Here is a 17,264-nt window from a genome sequence, read left to right as displayed (position 1 = left end):
CTTTTCTTTATGAGCTCTTTGATCAAATTATTTTTAACCCAAATAATAAAGAAAAACCTTGAAATACCGGTTGCCAATCAAGGTTTAAAGTTTTGAAACTTACTCTTGTTAACATCTACTTTTTTAATAATTCTTTATATAATTTTTCAGATTTATGCAATTCTTCTAATAACGGATTTTCATAGTCACTATAACTATCCAAATAAGCCCGTATGCTGCCAATAATATTTATTGCTTTAATATCTTTATCTTTCTCTAATATTTCCAATGCACTCTTATATCTTTTATATATAAGTTGAAGAACACCACTTTTTATTTTATTACAATAATCTTGTTCAAGATTATTTAACACAATTTTTATTTGTTGGATTAACTGCTTTTTATTATCCATTATACCCTCCTCCTATCTACTTGGAACCTCTCTTATTTCCTTTATCCATTCTGATGGCCATCCTTGTGGTAGTAGTATTTGATCCCCATCACCTTTTAATGATGCTCCTGTTTTTGTATATTGCTTTTCACCCCTACCAATATTTAAAACTTGATCTTTCGGTACTTCTATAACAGCTTCATATTGTCTAGAATTTTTCCAATCCGGTACTAAAGCGGTATTAATTTTAGCATTTATTCTATTCCAGCTGGGCTAGTAGTTACAAATGAACCATTAACCTTTGCACCACCACCAAAAGTTCTATATAACGTAATATTTTCTTCTGTAATTACAGTTCTATAAATACCATCAGTAAATGATTCTCTTATCCAATCTAAGGGTATTAATGGTATCCGTCTCTTTAGCATGCATATCAGCCAAACTCCATGTAGGTATAACCATCATAAACTCTGAAATTAATGTTCAGTTATTTTAAGAGCGAAACCATTAAATAAAAAGAACCTTGAAAGGCATATAGCCAATCAAGGTGCATAACTATTTTATTCAAATATTGTTTATTTTTCTTACCCACAATTCTATAATTTTTTTTAGTTCAATCGTTTCAATTATGCATTCTTCTTCGTCCTCACTGTAATTATCTATTATTTTGGTGATGTCCTTTTTAATTTCTAACGTACAGTTATTACCCGTACACTCCTCATAGCTAGATTCACCTTTTAAAACCTTGTGTATTAAATTTATCCATGGGTCACCATTGCTTTGAATATCCCCCATAAGAAGAATTGCTACAGATGAAATACAACTCGGAACGTTTACTTCCAATCCTTTATCATTCTTCTTAAAACTAATTTCATATTTCATAATACCCCCCCTAATACATCGGATATGCCGTCTTAACTTTACCCTCGGAATCTAATCTCATTTGTATTCTTATACCATTAGGTAATGTACCCTCATACAAGTTATCCTTAATTAATCTCTTTGATGTTAGTCTAAAAATTGGACACGGAGAACAGGGAGATTATAATAAACTTAATTACAATAGGTTCGAGGTGTCCAATCATGAAAAAGAGAACATTTGATCAAGAATACAAGATTCAAGCTGTTGAGTTATGCTTGGAGGGGGACAAGTCCATCGCCCAAGTGGCAAAAGAACTAGGTTTGGCTTACAACACTCTTCATCGTTGGGTCAAAGAATACAAAGAAAGCAATGGAACAAGCTTTGTAGGTTCAGGCAACATCAAGCCACAAAATCAAGAAATCATCGAGTTACGCCGTCGCAATCAAGAGTTGGAGGAGGAATTAGCGATCCTAAAAAAGGCGTTAGGCATCTTCACCAGAAACCAGAAGTAATTTACGCCTTCATTTTTCAACATCATAATGAATTTCTTGTTGTGAAGATGTGCCAAGTTTTCGGTGTTTCAAGAAGTGGGTATTACGACTGGCTCAAGCGCGCGAAAAGTAAACAGAAAGAACGAAAAGAACAACTCACTCAACAAATTCGAAATGAGTATCTAAAGTCCCGTAAGATTTACGGAAGCCCAAAAATTACGCAAGAACTACGCAAACAAGGGATTCGTGTTTCTCAAAAGACGGTCGCTCGCATCATGAGCGAAGAAGGCTTGAGATCCATTACCGTCCGTAAATTCAAAGCCACTACGAACAGTAACCATCCTTACAACGTATATGCCAATCTATTGAAACAGAACTTCCAAGCAACGGCTCCGAATGAAATATGGATGGCAGATATTACGTACATTCCTACCGACGAAGGCTGGTTGTATTTAGCGAGTATCATGGATTTATATACTCGTAAGATTGTAGGATGGTATATCGATACACGAATGACGAAAGAGTTAGTCATCAAAGCGTTACAACGGGCTCTAAACAGCGAAAAACCAACGGGACGAGTGATTCATCATTCGGATCGTGGGAGCCAATATGCTTCGAATGACTATCAGCAACTTTTACAGGAACATCATTTTCAAGTGAGCATGTCGAGACGTGGGAACTGTTACGACAATGCTTGTATGGAGTCGTTTCATAGCCTCATCAAGAAAGAGTGTATTTATCTGAATCGATTCCGCACGCGAAAAGAAGCGAAACAAGCCATTTTTGAGTATCAATCATACCTTTGCCCCATACACCGAGACCGACCAGATCGCCAATACCTTTCTTCGTCTTTTCCCATTCAGAAGGGATATACTTGACATACACTGCCTTCATGCCTCCGATTGAAACGAAATGGATTCCAACATGTGGAACAGCTTTTTGTTTCATTATAAGAGAAAATATGAAACTTTTGGTAAACAGAAAGAAAAAAAGGGAATTTTAAGTAAAAAATACCAATCATTTATCAGATCATGTTCTTATTTTAGATCGTAGGAACCGATCGAATAGACCTAAACCAATTTTTCCTGAATGAAATATTAAATATGGTCTCACTCTTCCTTCAATTGAATGAGAAGGATAAACCTAGAATATAAAATGAGCCGGATGTTTACTTTATTAAAACAGATGGGTCAGGTAAAATAGTTGATAAAACATGGATTTCATTGTCGGCAGGCAAACTTTGAAATCTGTTTTAAACGGAAATAAAAAAGAGTCGTCGACCCCCAATCGTGCAAAAATCCCAGGGGATCGACGACTCTTTTAAATCTCCATTGAGCCCACGCAAATCAAAGATTTGATAAAAATTCCCCTTTTCGTTAAAATAAAAATAACCAGTCAAGCATTAAAAATGAAATGCTTATTTAACAACGTTTTTTGGGGTTCTTATCTTAACTATAAGGAATTGAAACTAAATAATTTCGTCACCTTCGTCAGAAGTTCCTGCTAAAGTTCTTATCTTAACTATAAGGAATTGAAACACACAACATAAATTGTGTCCGGTTGCGGATCTGGTAAGCGTTCTTATCTTAACTATAAGGAATTGAAACGCCAAAACCACCACCGCTTGAATATTGACTTCTTCAGTTCTTATCTTAACTATAAGGAATTGAAACATTGATTCCGTAATACCTGATGTAAACTTTTCTGGTTTTTATCTTAACTATGAGGAATTAAGCCCCTGTATCTAAGAAAATATGCTAGTCTACTAATAAGTGAAGCTATGAAAGAGCGCTAGACGAATACCAAAGGAGCGCATGAAATGACGTGTAAAGAACCTAAATTTACAAAAAGTCCTTTCTTCGTTGATGAACCGGGTAACTGGCACCTAAAGCCTGGAGCGCCGGAAGACATAGTAAAAGAGTTTAATGAATATATGGAAGCCCAAAAAATGTGTGTAGAAGCTCCGAAGTTAGACGAAGCAGAGTTAGAAAAAATCCTTTCAGAGCTAAAAAAACTTTGAACGACTCTTTTTTCTACTGGCTGCTTCCCGTACAAGTATCAATAGGTCTTGGGGCAGTTGTGATGGAAAACGCGCAGAATTTCACATTCAGCGCTGTAAAGCAGCTGGTTTAATCTTAACGAAGCTTTGGCATTGTCAGGGAAACACATCATTTAAATTGGTGTGTATTCTTTCATAATACATTAACAAATCCTTCGGGTAAGAAATGTTAAAGTGGAGCGAATGATTGCGAAAATATGAGTGATGAAAACCGTAATGATTGCAAGGACCAATCAGTAACAAATTGGCAAAAGAACCTAATCTGTGAATCAACGCCACAACGCGTTGATTCTTTTTTTCGCGCTTTTCGATATGAAACAAATTTGTTTTTAGCGTTTCCTAAATCGAATTCTTGAGTCCAAAGTGATAAACATTAAGACTAAAGAACTGTCTCGTCATTTAACTTTTAAAAAAGAGAAGAATTTGGTATGATTATAAACAATAATGATAATCATTATCATTTATAATCTTTGTGTTAAAATATTTTCCTTGCTGTTCCTTCAATATTTGAAAAGAAATGAACATGCTAGTTGACATAAAGATACAACTAATTAGGAAGGTGGAAGCTGATGAGTGGCCATAGTTTTGTTGTGAAAGAGGCTTCGAATAATTTATCTTTAGATGACTTGTCTTTTAGACTTCGACATATTGAGTTATTAAAACGGAATGGAAATTTGCAAATTGAGCAACAGCTAACCTTCTCACATGTTCTTATCATTGTGGTGAACGGACATGGACAATTGACGCTGGGCACAACCGAGTATCGGATTCAACAAAATCATGTGTATGCGTGTATACCTGGAGAGACTTATGGAGGTGAAATACAGGCTCTCGATGAAACAGAAATCTACCTGTTGAAGTTTGAGGTGTTCCGATCAACCGATCAAAGGTATGAATGCATGGTAAATGAGAAAGATGGACGTTTATTTTCTCTGCAAGGTGAAATTCAAGTGTTCCCTTTTGATCAACTCACTTCATTGTGCAAATCGATCTTTCAATATTGGGATAGTGATGACGAGCTGGAACGCTTCCGCAGTCAGTTTACTTTCCAAAAATTGCTCTATATTATTTTGAAAAGCCGATCTTTTTTACATAACGGATCGTGTGCAGCGCTTGAACTGGCAAAGGACTATATGGACCATTATTATTATGAAAATTTGTCCATCGAGCAATTGGCAGCAATCGCAAAAATCAGTCCGAAATATTTTGTCGATTTATTTAAAAAAACGTACGGAATTAGTGCTATCGACTATTTGACAGAGCTGCGGATCAATAAAGCAAAACAGCTTATGGCACAGTCTCATGCCAAGCTAAAAGATATTGCCCATCAAATCGGCTACAACGATGAATTTTATTTTAGCCGCAAATTCAAGAAGCAGGTTGGAGTTACACCAACACATTATATGAAAAGACGACGCCGTAAAATAGCTGCTTATCGTTCTCCCATTACCGGTCAATTGCTGGCTCTTAAAATCATCCCGTATGCTGCGCCGCTTCATCCGAAATGGACCGCTTATTATTATAAGGAGTATCGTACAGATATTTCTGTCCATCTCAATGCTTATCGGAATGGGCAAAAATGGGAGTCCAACATCGAAAAGCTGCTTCAAGCAAAACCTGAAGTAGTCATAAGTACGGATGATCTAGATGAAATGGAGAAAGAAAAATTATCTCGGGTTGCTCCAATTTATTATATTCCGTGGCAGGAGAAAAATTGGCGGGAACAGCTGCTGCTGACAGCTGAATTTTTAGGTGAAACGCAAGAAGCTGAGGACTGGCTTAAAAACTATGACAGAAAAGTAAAGCATGCACGAGAATGGGTGAAAAATAAAGTGAAGGACGATACTTTCCTCATTTTACGAATTTCCAAGCAGAATTTGTATGTTCATTGCAATCGGAGTATTACTGATATTTTATTTCACGATTTGCAGCTGGCATCTGCGTATGATTGCAATCAATTAGCCCGCGATGAACGAATGACAATAGATCAGTTAATTGAATTAGATCCTGCTCGGCTTCTCTTGCTAATTCGCCAAGAAGAAGAAACGTTAGCTTATTGGAAAACTTTGCAATATTCGTTGCCATGGCAAGAATTGAGCGCAGTTCGTAATAATCGCGTTTATTTCATTTCCTCAGATCCATGGCTGGAGTATTCTGCCAGCGCGCACGAACGAATAATTGACGAAATGGTAAGTCTTTTTTCTGGAAATCGTCCAAAAAGAATTCTGGATACTGTCCATGGTCATATATAAGAAAGACTTTTTATAATTAAAAATGATAATTATTATCAATTAGATGATAGGAGGACATTCTATATTATGAAAAGAAAACTGCTTTACTATGGACTTATCACGCTAATTATACTTTTATTGGCGGCTTGCGGCGGTAATAAGGAACAAACCAGCAGCGCAGGGGGAGATTCAAGCAGTAAAACGGAGCAGAAGAAGGAAGCTGAGTCAAGTGAAACGAGAACGATCAATTACCTCGGCAAAGAATATACAGTTCCTAAAAACGTAGAAAAAATTGTAATCACCGGCAGTATGGAAACGATGGAGGATGCGCTCGTATTGGGCGTTGAGCCTGCTGGAGGCATCACGGTTGGGGGAAAGTTCCCGGAAATGTTCAAGGATATTACAGCTTCAACCGTTTCGATTGGAGAGAAGGCACAGCCAAACATTGAATCGATCCTGAAGCTGAAACCGGATGTCATTTTCGCAACGACAAAGTTTAAACCAGACGTTATTGAAAAATTAGAGAAAATTGCTGTCACGATCCCGGTTTCCCATATATCAACAAATTGGGAAGATAACCTGCGATTATTGGCTGAACTTACGGGAAAACAGGATCTAGCAGAAAAAGTTTTAAAGGAATATCAAGATGACCTCGAAAAGGCGAAAGCACAAATAGGCGAGAAGTTCAAAGATAAAAAAGTAGCTATCGTTCGTATTAGAAGCGGTAATATTATGATCTATTCGAAAGATATATTTTTCAACCCTTCGTTATACGAAGATTTAGGATTTACCGTACCGGAAGAAATTCAAAATGCCAAAGCGCAGGAAGTGATTTCGTTAGAAAAATTTAGCGAAATGAATCCAGATTATCTCTTTGTCCAATTTTCAGAGGATGAGAACCAAGAGAATCCAAAAGCACTAGAGGAATTGCAAAAGAATCCGATCTGGAAAAGCATTAATGCAGTTAAAAACGACAAAGTATTCGTAAACGTTGTGGATCCGTTGGCACAAGGCGGTACAGCATGGAGTAAAATTCAATTCTTAAAAGCAGCGACTGAAAAATTGGCAAATGAATGATGCAGGGCGGGAATCATAATATGCGCTTAAAGATTCCTATATCCATTCTCATTTTATGTTCTTCGCCTATTGCGTTTGTGCTCATAGTTCTATTATCTATACTTTATGGAGCGAAAGATATAAATTTCGAAACGGTTTGGGAGGCGTTCTTTCATTTTGATCCGGAAAATGTAAATCACCAAATTGTAATACATTCCCGTTTGCCAAGAGCGATTGGAGCACTTTTAATCGGAATTTTCTTGGCCATATCTGGATCGATCATGCAGGGAATGACGAGGAACTATCTTGCCTCCCCTTCGATTTTGGGAGTTTCTGACGGATCGGTTTTCGCTATTACACTCTGCATGATTTTCATGCCGGACGCATCATCTTTGAGCATGATAATATTTTCACTACTCGGTTCAGCCATTGCTGTTGGCTTCGTCTTCGGCGTGGCGTCGCTTATGCCAAACGGAATGTCACCCGTTCGAATGGCGATCATCGGAACTATTATTGGAACGTTTCTCAGCAGTATTTCCGCTGCCTTGTCAACGTATTTTCAAGTATCGCAAAACATCAGTTTTTGGTATAATGCCCGGCTGCATCAGATGGATCCCTTTCTAATAAAACTTGCGATTCCTTTTGCAATTGTCGGGATCATAATGGCTCTTTATATTTCCAAATCGCTCACAATTCTTTCTTTAGGTGAAGAAGTTTCTGTGAGTTTAGGACAGAAAACGGTGTTGGTCAAAGCGTTAGCAATGGCCAGCACCGTCATTTTGACTGGTATTTCTGTTGCCTTGGCAGGAAATATTGGATTTGTTGGTTTAATCATTCCGCACATAACCCGATTTTTAATTGGAATCGATTATAGGTGGGTTATTCCTTGTGCCGGAGTACTTGGAGGTATTTTTTTAGCACTGTCCGATATTTTAAGCAGATTTTTGAATTACCCGTTTGAGACTCCTATTGGAGTTGTCACTTCCCTAATCGGAGTTCCTTTCTTCCTCTATTTAATTTACAAGAGAGGAGGAGGAACATATGCATAAACAAATGGCGAGACGATTTTGGACAGTGATGCTGATCAGTATAGTCTTTATTTTTGCTGCAATATATGTCAGCTTAACAAACGGTGAATTTGATATTAAAGTTATCGATATAGTAAAGACTTTGCTGCGGGTTGATCCCAATTCTGAGCATGATTTGGTCATATTTGAATTTCGCTTGCCCCGTATTTTAATAGCTTCATTGATTGGATTTGGTTTCGCAGTGGCGGGTGCAACCTTACAGGGGATCAGCAGAAATGGACTTGCAGACCCTGGCGTTTTAGGAATCAATTCAGGGGCAGGAGCCGCTATCGTTATTTTTATGCTCTTTTTTGAAGGGCAAATAACGGGAAGCGGATGGCTGTCAACTTTGGCAATGCCGCTGTTTGGTTGGATAGGCGGACTGGCTTCAGCACTATTGATTTATTTATTCTCATGGCGAAATGGAAAACTAGATTCCGAACGAGCGATTTTGGTTGGAATTGCAATAGGATTTGGGTTTGGGGCCTTGTCTATGTTTTTATCCTTGAAAATGAACCCTCAGGATTTTGAAATGGCGACAGTTTGGTTGAATGGAAGTATATGGAATGCTAATTGGAAATACATTGTCTCTATTTTGCCTTGGCTCGTCATATTAGTTCCTATTATTATAAAAAAATCGTATATACTCGACTTGCTTCAATTAGGAGAAGATAGAGCAATAGGACTGGGAATTCGTACGGAAAAAGAAAAAAATGTGTTCCTTTTATGCAGTATCGGAATTGTGAGCGCTTGTGTCTCTGTGGCTGGAAACATTGTATTTGTCGGTTTGATAGCACCGCACATCGCCAAGCGTTTGGTCGGAATCCATCATTTTTGGCTAATTCCCGTCAGCGGAACGGTCGGCATGCTTATGGTCATTGTCTCCGATTATATTGCCAGAACTGTTTTTTCTCCAGCTGAATTGCCAGTCGGGATTGTCATTTCCATCATCGGTGTTCCTTATTTCATTTATTTATTATTTAAAGATAGTAAAAAATGAAACGTGGAATTGTGTAAATGATTCATAAGTTCAAAGGTCATCCCGCATCATCTGACCTAATTATTTTCATATAGATGAGAATCATCGTTCAGCACCATTTTGGCATTACTAAGCGATGTCTTAAATACTAGGTAAAGTCTTATGAACCATAGAAGGTGATCCATTCAAAATATCGGCTACCCATCAGGTTGTTTTAATGAAGGAAGAGCCCGTTTTGCCCGTCAGAGAATAGAGTACCAGTTGCGAATACATATGTTTGTCGGCTTTGGAAAAGAGGTTGAAATGTTCATTTGGAGGGTTGTAATTTTTGCCCCGATGATATCAATCAATGATATGGAGGCGTTTAACCATGCATAGGAAAAAAGATAAACAAGCTGATGTGATGGACAAAGATACTGCTGGCCGAGAAGTTAACATTCCGAGTACTGAACAATTTTTAATACGTTCAAAAGAAAATCGGCAATACAAAATTTTGCTTGGTATACCTGATGTGCCTCCTCCTCCTTCAGGCTTTCCAGTTATTTATTTCTTGGATGCTAATGCTATATTCGGAACAATGTTTGAGGCAGTCCGTATCCAATCAAGGCGGCCCGAAAGGACAGGAATCGTTCCAGCACTAGTAGTCGGCATCGGTTACCATATCGAAAAACCGTTTTCTCCTGAACGCTATTATGATTTTACACTGACTCCGCCAGCTTCGGAATTGTATTCGAGACGAGAGGGGACAGACAGACCAGAATATGGCGGAGCGGAACAGTTTTTGCAATTTATTGATGGGGAGCTTAAACCGCTGATCGAAAGCAGGTTCAAAATTGATAAAGACAGACAAGCGATTTTTGGTCATTCACTCGGCGGCCTCTTCGTATTACAAACATTGTTTACAAAGCCGTACGCCTTCAATACGTATATCGCAGGCAGCCCGTCCATTCATTGGAATAAATCGCTTCTACTTGATGCAGAGCAAAAATTTATCTCTAGTTTAGAAAATGATAAGCATCATATACGATTATTAATCACTGTAGGAGAATTGGAAAAATTCCATAAAAGCGGCATGAATGCGAACGCTAAAGAGCTTGCAGAACGACTATTACGACTCGATCAAAACAATTTTCACGTGGAATTTAAAGAATTTGAGGATGAAGGCCATGTGTCCGTGCTGCCGGCGTTGATTAACCGTGCTGTGAGGTTTGCACTAAGCGAAAAGCAGGGCACATAATCTGTCAAGGCTCTTATCATGCTTAATAAAGAGAGCGAACTTTTTTCAAAAATTTGAACTGAACCCAAAAAGTTAGACACGGAAATTTAGGCAACTGTTTGGGCATGAATTCGGTATTACACCGGACTCATGCCTTTTAATTTTGCCTTATATGTGATTCAGCATGGAATTTTTGGAAGAAACTCATCAATTTTTTGAAGTGGGAATGTCGAGAAATAAATGGACATTTCAAAAATATGTGATTTTGAATTATTTTTGTTCGAAATAATATTTACAAAAATAGCGAATATATGTATGATAGGAAAATAAAAATAGTAATCATTACGATTTAGGAAGGTGAGAAAATGTTTCGATATTTTAAAAGCATATTAATACTTTTAACAACAATTTTTTTGCTTGTCGGATGCTCACAGTCTTCCTCAAAAGAAAAGGAGAAGAGCAGCAAAGAATTAACATTGCTTTTTAACTTTCCAACCAACACGCTCGATCCGCATTTAGACACGAACTATACGATAGTTCGTGCGGGAGTAGGAGAGACGCTTGTCAAAATTAGTGAACAGCAAAAAATTGAACCTTGGCTTGCAGAAGAATGGAAAAGTAAAGATGGGAAAAACTGGACGTTTAAAATTAGAGAAGGTGTTACATTCCATAATGGGAAAAAAGTTGATGCTCAAGCGGTGAAGGCCTCGTTAGAAAGAGCAATCAACGATAGTCCATCTGTTCAAGCGGCATTAAAAATCAGCAAAATGAAAGCCGATGGTCAATTGTTAACGATTCAAACGGAAGAAGTATTCCCGCAATTTCCTTCAGAACTCGTACATCCAAATACAGCGATCGTCGATGTTGATGAAAAAGATATTGATAAAAGGCCAATCGGTACGGGGCCATTTAAAATTTCTTCTTTTGAGCCTGGGGTAGAGCTGAAGGTCGAACGATTTGAAAAGTATTGGGATGGCAAAGCAAAGCTTGAAAAAGCAACATTTGCTTTCAATGAGGATGCCAATGCACGGAAAATGGCGCTTCAATCAGGAGATGCGGACATTATTTTTAGACCGCCGGTAGAAAATCTTGAAAAATTAAAAGAAGAAAATGTAAAAATAGAATCAGTTCCAAGTTTGCGTACACATCAGCTGTTTTATAATATGAAGAGCTCCTATATGAAAGATGAAAATGTGCGCAAGGCGATGGATGCTTTAATAGATCGGAAGGAAATTGTTGAACATATTTTAAATGGACATGCCGTTGAAGCGAAAGGTCCTTTTTTGGCTGGTTCTCCGTTTGCGCCATCCTATGAAGAAAAGGAAAGCGGAATAGAGGCGGCGAAACAGTATTTTAGTAACGCAGGCTTTCAAGTAGAAGACGGAAAAGTTACGAAAGACGGAAAGGCCGTTCGGCTTAAAGTGCTAACATACGCATCGCGTCCTGAACTTCCTTTAATTGTACAAATTCTCCAATCAAAGGCGAAGGAACTTGGCATAGAGATGTCGATTCAGCAAGTGGAAAATATTGATGAGTATTTAGCGGCCAATGATGATTGGGATTTTGCTACATACAGCAGTGTGACGGCTCCGCGCGGAGATGCGGCATACTTTTTGAATGCGACATACATGCCGAACGGTGCGCTGAACTACGCGAGTATTAACCATCCAGAATTAACAGCTAGCATTCAACAATTGAACCAAACGGTAGACGTGAACGAACGGAACAATTTGGCGAAGAAAGCATTAAAAATCATTGATCAGAAGACTCTCCATTCCTTTATCGTACATCCAAATATTATTGTTGCCTATCGTGACGGAGTAAAAAATTGGGTAACTAGTAAAAGCGAGTATTATATGTTAACAAAAGATTTGGATGTGGAAGGGTAAATGATTCAAGTAGCGAAACGATTCATAGAGTTCATCATATTTTTACTTCTGCTGTCTTTCATTAGTTTTATATTTATAAAACTAGCACCTGGCGATCCTGTCAAACAGATGCTTCAAGTAGATGAAGTGTCCGTTACGAAAGAACAAATTGAAGCGCTAAGAGAAGAACTGAAGTTACATGAACCTATATACGTTCAATATTGGTATTGGTTGAAACGATTTTTCGAGTTTGATTTAGGCCATTCCTATATAACAAAGCAGCCGGTAGTTTCTGAGTTGTTATCAAGGTTTCCTGCGACCATTACGCTCACATGCACTTCTTTAATCGTAATGATTCTGATTTCTATTCCTTTAGGCACTCTATCTGCACTCTATAAAAATAAATGGGTGGACCATATATGCCGTTTGTTTGCACTAGTCGGTTCATCCATCCCCAGCTTTTGGCTGGGGCTCCTTTTCATTGAATTATTTGCCGTTCAATTAGGGATATTGCCAAGCATGGGAAAGGGAACGATTCAACACGTCATCCTGCCATCCCTTACGTTAGGAATCGCGATGTCAGCTGTTTATGTCAGATTGCTGCGTTCCAGTTTACTAGAAAGCTTGAATGAGGACTATGTGAAAGCGGCAAGGGCAAGAGGGATTAGCGAAAAACGGATATTTTTATTCCACGTTTTCCGCCGTTCTTTAATTCCTGTCATAACGATTTTTGGTATGAGTCTTGGGAGTTTAATAAGCGGCACAGTTGTCATTGAAGTACTGTTTGCATACCCGGGAATTGGAAAAATGGTGGTAGATGCGATTATTCGCCGGGATTACCCGGTCATTCAAGGGTATGTATTGTTTATTACGATTTTGATTGTCTTGATTAATATCTTCGTTGATATTTGCTGCCGTTATTTAAACCCTGAGATACGTTTAAAAGGAGTAGAGAGACGTTGAAAATGTTTAGACAAATGTATTGGACGCACTCACGAACGCTTCTTTTTATACTATTTGCCTTTTTTCTTGTCATCTTGACAGCTCCGCTGCTTGCTCCATATGATCCGTTGCAAATCAATATGAATGAACGTCTGCTGAAACCAAATGCGGAGCATTTTTTCGGAACGGATTATTTGGGGCGAGACTTATTTTCTCGCATCCTAGCGGGAGGGCAAGTAACGGTCGGAACGAGTATTCTCGTATTGGGCATTGTTTTGTTGATCGGCGTTCCGTTAGGCATGTTTTCAGGATTTGTCGGAGGCCGTTTCGATCGTTATTTGATGAGAATCATAGACGCTTTTCTAGCTTTCCCTGATTTTATTGTCGCAATTGTACTGAGCGGTATTTTAGGCCCCGGTATGTTAAATTTAATTTTTGCAATCGTTGTAGCGAAATGGGGAAGCTATGTGCGGCTTGTCCGCAGCACGGTGTTATCTGAGAAAGAAAAAGATTACATTTTAATGGCGGTTGTCAATGGTTTAAGCACATTTCAAATTATCCGTAAGCATTTGCTGCCCCATGTCGTGGGAAATGTGTTCGTTTTAGCGACGTTGGATCTTGGAAAAATTATTTTGTTGATCGCTTCCTTATCTTACATCGGCTTAGGAGCGCAGCCGCCAACTCCTGAATGGGGGGCGATGTTGAACGAAAGTACACCATATTTTCACACCTCGCCATATTTAATGTTTATTCCTGGAATTGCCATTATGTTTACTGTTCTAGTTTCTAATTTAGCTGGTGATGTATTGCGAGACCGTTTTGATGTAAAAGGATAAAGGGGAGATGGTATGTCATTATTAACTATTGATCAAATGCAAATTAATTTTCGAAATAAGCCGATTGTTGAAAATGTGAATATAACTGCCAGAAAAGGAGAATGGTTTACATTAATTGGCGAAAGCGGCAGCGGCAAAAGCATCACAGCTTCTGCGATTGGAGGGCTTCTGCCGAAAGAAATGTGGATAGCCACCGGGCATATTCAGTTTGACAACAAGGATATGACTCATTTATCGAAAAAAGAATTTCAGAATTTACGGGGAAAAGAAATATCTTATGTCTTCCAAGACTATCAAGGCTCGTTTACTCCTTTTATAAAAATCGGTAAGCAAATGGATGAAATGATCCAAACTCATTGTTCTTTAACTAAAAACGAAAGAAAAGAAATCGCTTTTCAAGCATTGGAAGACGTACAACTCCCTGCAAAACGCGTCTACAATAGTTACCCTTTTCAATTAAGTGGCGGACAGCTGCAGCGTGCATCCATTGCTATGGCCATTATGCTGAATCCGAAATTGCTTATTGCTGATGAGCCTACCACTGCGCTTGACAGTATGACAGCAGCACATGTGTTAGAGGTCATCGCGAATATCAAAGAGAAAATCAATTGTGCAATATTATTTATTACACATGATTTGAGGCTTGCTAGGAAATATTCCGATACTGTTGCAGTAATGAAGAAAGGGGAGATTGTCGAAACAGGGACGAAAACAAATGTTATTCACCATCCTCGTCATCCTTATACCAAGCAATTATTGAGTGCCGCTCCAACCTTGCCGAATAAAATGCATGAAGTGATCACGTGAAGGCCGAGCGGTCATTCAGCGTTGTACCAGCGATTAGGCGTATTGCCTCGCCTGTTAAACTGGATTTTGCAATGGAAAGGAATATGTCATAATGGCAGATCTATTATTGGCCAAAAATATCAAAAAAATTTATGCTTCAGGTCATCAAGCAGTCAACGGGGTGTCGATATCGATACAAAAAGGCGAATGCGTCGGGCTTGTCGGTGAAAGCGGCAGCGGGAAAAGTACATTGGCGCGCTGCTTGCTTATGTTAGAAAAAATAAGCGAAGGCGAAATTTTTTTACATGACCAACCATTGCATAAAATGACTAAAAGAGAAATTCGAAAAATTCGCCATTGTATGCAAGCGGTGTTTCAAAATCCGGCAGCGGCTTTAAATCCAAAACGAAAGATCATCGATTCTGTCATGGAGGCATTAGATACACATCGTAATATCTGCCCCATTTATTTGCAGGATGTAAGAGAGCACCGTGAATTATGCGCAAAGCGGCTATTAGAGATGGTTGGGATGGCGGACCGCTATCTTTATCGCTATCCCCACGAGTTAAGCGGAGGGCAAAAACAACGTGTTGCCATTGCTCGTGCGATTAGCATCCAGCCGTCTTTGATCATTTTAGATGAACCGACAGCAAGCTTAGATGTCTATACACAAGGGCAAATATTAACTCTTTTAAAGGAGCTGCAAAAACAATTGGAATTATCCTATCTATTTATTTCCCATGATCTCCCGTCGGTTCATTTTTTAAGCGAGCGCATTTTGGTAATGAAAGATGGGGCTTTTATTGACTGCTTTCAAAAGAATGATATATTCTCTCAAGCCCGCCACCCATATACAAAAATGCTCATTCACTTGTTTGAAGGTTAAGGGGGATAATAATGACTCACCGAACTTATCTATCTTTGGCGATTCCGCTTATCATTTCAACGATCACCACCCCGTTATTAGGAGCTGTCGATACGGCAGTAGTGGGACAGCTTCCTGATCCAGCGTATATTGGCGGCGTAGCTGTAGGGACGATGATTTTTAATACGATGTATTGGTTGTTTGGCTTTTTGCGGGTCAGTACGTCCGGCTTTGCCGCACAAGCTTATGGTGCGCAAGATGCCAAGCAATGTTTTTTATATTTCGTAAGACCGTTCCTCATTGCGTTAGCCGTCGGCATTCTATTTATCCTCGTTCAATGGCCGATGAAGCATATCGCATTAACGCTTATTCATCCGGATGAGAAAGTCATGACTTTCACGGACGAATATTTTTCGATCCGCATTTGGGGAGCCCCGTTTACGCTGGCGAATTACGTCATTCTAGGATGGCTCATGGGAATGTCTCGTGTTAAAATTTCGCTATTTTTACAAGTATTTATGAATCTATTAAATGTTGTACTTGATTTGTTGTTTGTGAACGTTTTTCATCAAGATGTGAATGGTGTAGCTGCCGCTACATTGATTTCAGAAGTGGCTGCATTTCTCATTGGAATGTATATCGTGTTAAAGTCTTCCGATCTTCGCCTTTTCTCCATTCCTAGCAGCGAGCTGTGGAATGCAGGAGAATTTAAGAAGATGATGGCGGTCAATCGGGATTTGCTTATTCGCACGATTTGTTTGTTAACCGTGTTTAATCTTTTTACAGCGAGAGGTGCCTCTTTTGGTACCGAAATACTGGCAGCCAATGCCGTTCTCATTCAAATTCATTACATCATGGCGTACTTTTTAGACGGATTTGCCAATGCCAACAGTATTCTCGTCGGAAAAGCTGTCGGTGCAAAGGATGAAGCTTTGTATAAACGCACTTTATCGTTGACAGGGCAATGGGCGATAATTTCCCCCTTGTTTATGATGCTTATTTATATACTGTTTAAAGATTCGATCATTCCTGTTTTTACGAAAAATCAGAATGTGATCGAACTGGCCAGCTCCTACAGTATTTGGGTCACGATATTTCCACTTGCGGCAAGCTTCGGTTTAATTCTCTACGGTGTTTTTACAGGAGCGACCATGACCAATCCGATTCGCAATTCCATGCTGATTTCTCTTGCAGTATATATTGTTTGTCTTTTCATTTTGATTCCGATGTATTATAACCACGGTTTGTGGCTTGCTTTTATTGTTTTCAGCCTCGGTCGGTCTGTGTTTTTAGCTATGTATGTTCCAGCATTAAACAGAACTTTATTCAAAAAATGAGGTGCCGGTGATCTTAAGTGCTGAGTCTATCAAACGATTGGACACATAAAGATATGCCTTAACTTACAGATCACGATCACTGTATATGCTGGATTTTTCATTTAGCAAAGAAACATAGCAATTATTTTTGATCATCTCGTGCATCATGATACTAGCGGAAAATGAAGGATGTTATAATACTTCAGTCATCATCAATTTTTGAAAAGGGAGCATGAATGAGTTGGAAATAAATCATCGTTGTTGAAACAGTAGAATCCAACCAAAAAGTTACCGTGTAAAAATGTTGGAAAAGAATCATC

General features: G+C 38.7%; 14 protein-coding genes, 1 pseudogene and 1 CRISPR repeat array. Of the genes and pseudogenes, 13 read left to right on the top strand and 2 right to left on the bottom strand.

What is annotated here, in order from left to right; translation table 11 throughout:
- Positions 1 to 115: 115 nt before the first annotated feature.
- Positions 116 to 391 carry a hypothetical protein gene (locus NSQ61_RS07735; RefSeq protein WP_130158926.1) on the bottom strand — a complete coding sequence of 92 codons (276 nt, stop codon included), beginning with the start codon at positions 389 to 391 and terminating at the stop codon, positions 116 to 118.
- Positions 392 to 934: 543 nt separating this feature from the next.
- Positions 935 to 1,252 carry a hypothetical protein gene (locus NSQ61_RS07730; protein ID WP_066248435.1) on the bottom strand — a complete coding sequence of 106 codons (318 nt, stop codon included), beginning with the start codon at positions 1,250 to 1,252 and terminating at the stop codon, positions 935 to 937.
- A 201-nt stretch (positions 1,253 to 1,453) separates the two neighbouring features.
- Here NSQ61_RS07730 and NSQ61_RS07720 point away from each other — a divergent pair.
- The 13 genes and pseudogenes from NSQ61_RS07720 to NSQ61_RS07660 all read left to right on the top strand — a co-directional run bounded on the left by NSQ61_RS07720 (position 1,454) and on the right by NSQ61_RS07660 (position 16,965).
- A pseudogene (locus NSQ61_RS07720) lies at positions 1,454 to 2,601 on the top strand (IS3 family transposase).
- Between the two features lie 561 nt (positions 2,602 to 3,162).
- Positions 3,163 to 3,460: a CRISPR direct-repeat array (repeat unit 30 nt; unit sequence GTTCTTATCTTAACTATAAGGAATTGAAAC).
- Between the two features lie 82 nt (positions 3,461 to 3,542).
- Positions 3,543 to 3,743: a hypothetical protein gene (locus tag NSQ61_RS07715; RefSeq protein ID WP_130157852.1), complete on the top strand. Its 201-nt coding sequence runs from the start codon at positions 3,543 to 3,545 to the stop codon at positions 3,741 to 3,743.
- Between the two features lie 608 nt (positions 3,744 to 4,351).
- On the top strand, positions 4,352 to 6,034 hold the full coding sequence (locus NSQ61_RS07710) for an AraC family transcriptional regulator (RefSeq protein ID WP_340806623.1): 1,683 nt from the start codon (positions 4,352 to 4,354) through the stop codon (positions 6,032 to 6,034).
- 63 nt (positions 6,035 to 6,097) lie between these two features.
- Positions 6,098 to 7,090 carry an ABC transporter substrate-binding protein gene (locus NSQ61_RS07705; protein WP_445659460.1) on the top strand — a complete coding sequence of 331 codons (993 nt, stop codon included), beginning with the start codon at positions 6,098 to 6,100 and terminating at the stop codon, positions 7,088 to 7,090.
- 20 nt (positions 7,091 to 7,110) lie between these two features.
- Complete coding sequence (locus NSQ61_RS07700; protein WP_063388262.1) at positions 7,111 to 8,118, top strand: FecCD family ABC transporter permease; 1,008 nt, start codon at positions 7,111 to 7,113, stop codon at positions 8,116 to 8,118.
- Entirely contained in the window at positions 8,111 to 9,136 is a 1,026-nt protein-coding gene (locus tag NSQ61_RS07695; RefSeq protein ID WP_063388261.1) for a FecCD family ABC transporter permease, read from the top strand. Before NSQ61_RS07700 ends, NSQ61_RS07695 begins: the two co-directional genes overlap by 8 nt.
- 349 nt (positions 9,137 to 9,485) lie before the next feature.
- Positions 9,486 to 10,352 carry an alpha/beta hydrolase gene (locus NSQ61_RS07690; RefSeq protein WP_340806618.1) on the top strand — a complete coding sequence of 289 codons (867 nt, stop codon included), beginning with the start codon at positions 9,486 to 9,488 and terminating at the stop codon, positions 10,350 to 10,352.
- A 344-nt stretch (positions 10,353 to 10,696) separates the two neighbouring features.
- The gene (nikA, locus tag NSQ61_RS07685) at positions 10,697 to 12,220 is read left to right on the top strand and encodes a nickel ABC transporter substrate-binding protein (RefSeq protein ID WP_063388259.1); all 1,524 of its coding nucleotides are present in this window, start codon (positions 10,697 to 10,699) and stop codon (positions 12,218 to 12,220) included.
- On the top strand, positions 12,221 to 13,162 hold the full coding sequence (gene nikB / locus NSQ61_RS07680) for a nickel ABC transporter permease (protein WP_066248451.1): 942 nt from the start codon (positions 12,221 to 12,223) through the stop codon (positions 13,160 to 13,162).
- Between the two features lie 2 nt (positions 13,163 to 13,164).
- Positions 13,165 to 13,977: a nickel transporter permease gene (nikC, locus tag NSQ61_RS07675; protein ID WP_340808073.1), complete on the top strand. Its 813-nt coding sequence runs from the start codon at positions 13,165 to 13,167 to the stop codon at positions 13,975 to 13,977.
- Positions 13,978 to 13,989: 12 nt separating this feature from the next.
- On the top strand, positions 13,990 to 14,784 hold the full coding sequence (locus NSQ61_RS07670) for an ABC transporter ATP-binding protein (protein WP_340806617.1): 795 nt from the start codon (positions 13,990 to 13,992) through the stop codon (positions 14,782 to 14,784).
- Positions 14,785 to 14,875: 91 nt separating this feature from the next.
- Entirely contained in the window at positions 14,876 to 15,649 is a 774-nt protein-coding gene (locus tag NSQ61_RS07665; RefSeq protein WP_063388255.1) for an ABC transporter ATP-binding protein, read from the top strand.
- A gap of 11 nt (positions 15,650 to 15,660) precedes the next feature.
- The gene (locus tag NSQ61_RS07660) at positions 15,661 to 16,965 is read left to right on the top strand and encodes an MATE family efflux transporter (protein WP_340806613.1); all 1,305 of its coding nucleotides are present in this window, start codon (positions 15,661 to 15,663) and stop codon (positions 16,963 to 16,965) included.
- The last annotated feature ends 299 nt before the right edge of the window (positions 16,966 to 17,264 follow it).

Origin of the sequence: Aeribacillus sp. FSL K6-1121 (assembly GCF_038003725.1) — a bacterium.
Classification (GTDB): domain Bacteria; phylum Bacillota; class Bacilli; order Bacillales; family Aeribacillaceae; genus Aeribacillus; species Aeribacillus composti.
The sequence above is the reverse complement of the archived record's forward strand: the minus strand, read 5'-3'. Positions and strand labels throughout refer to the sequence as shown.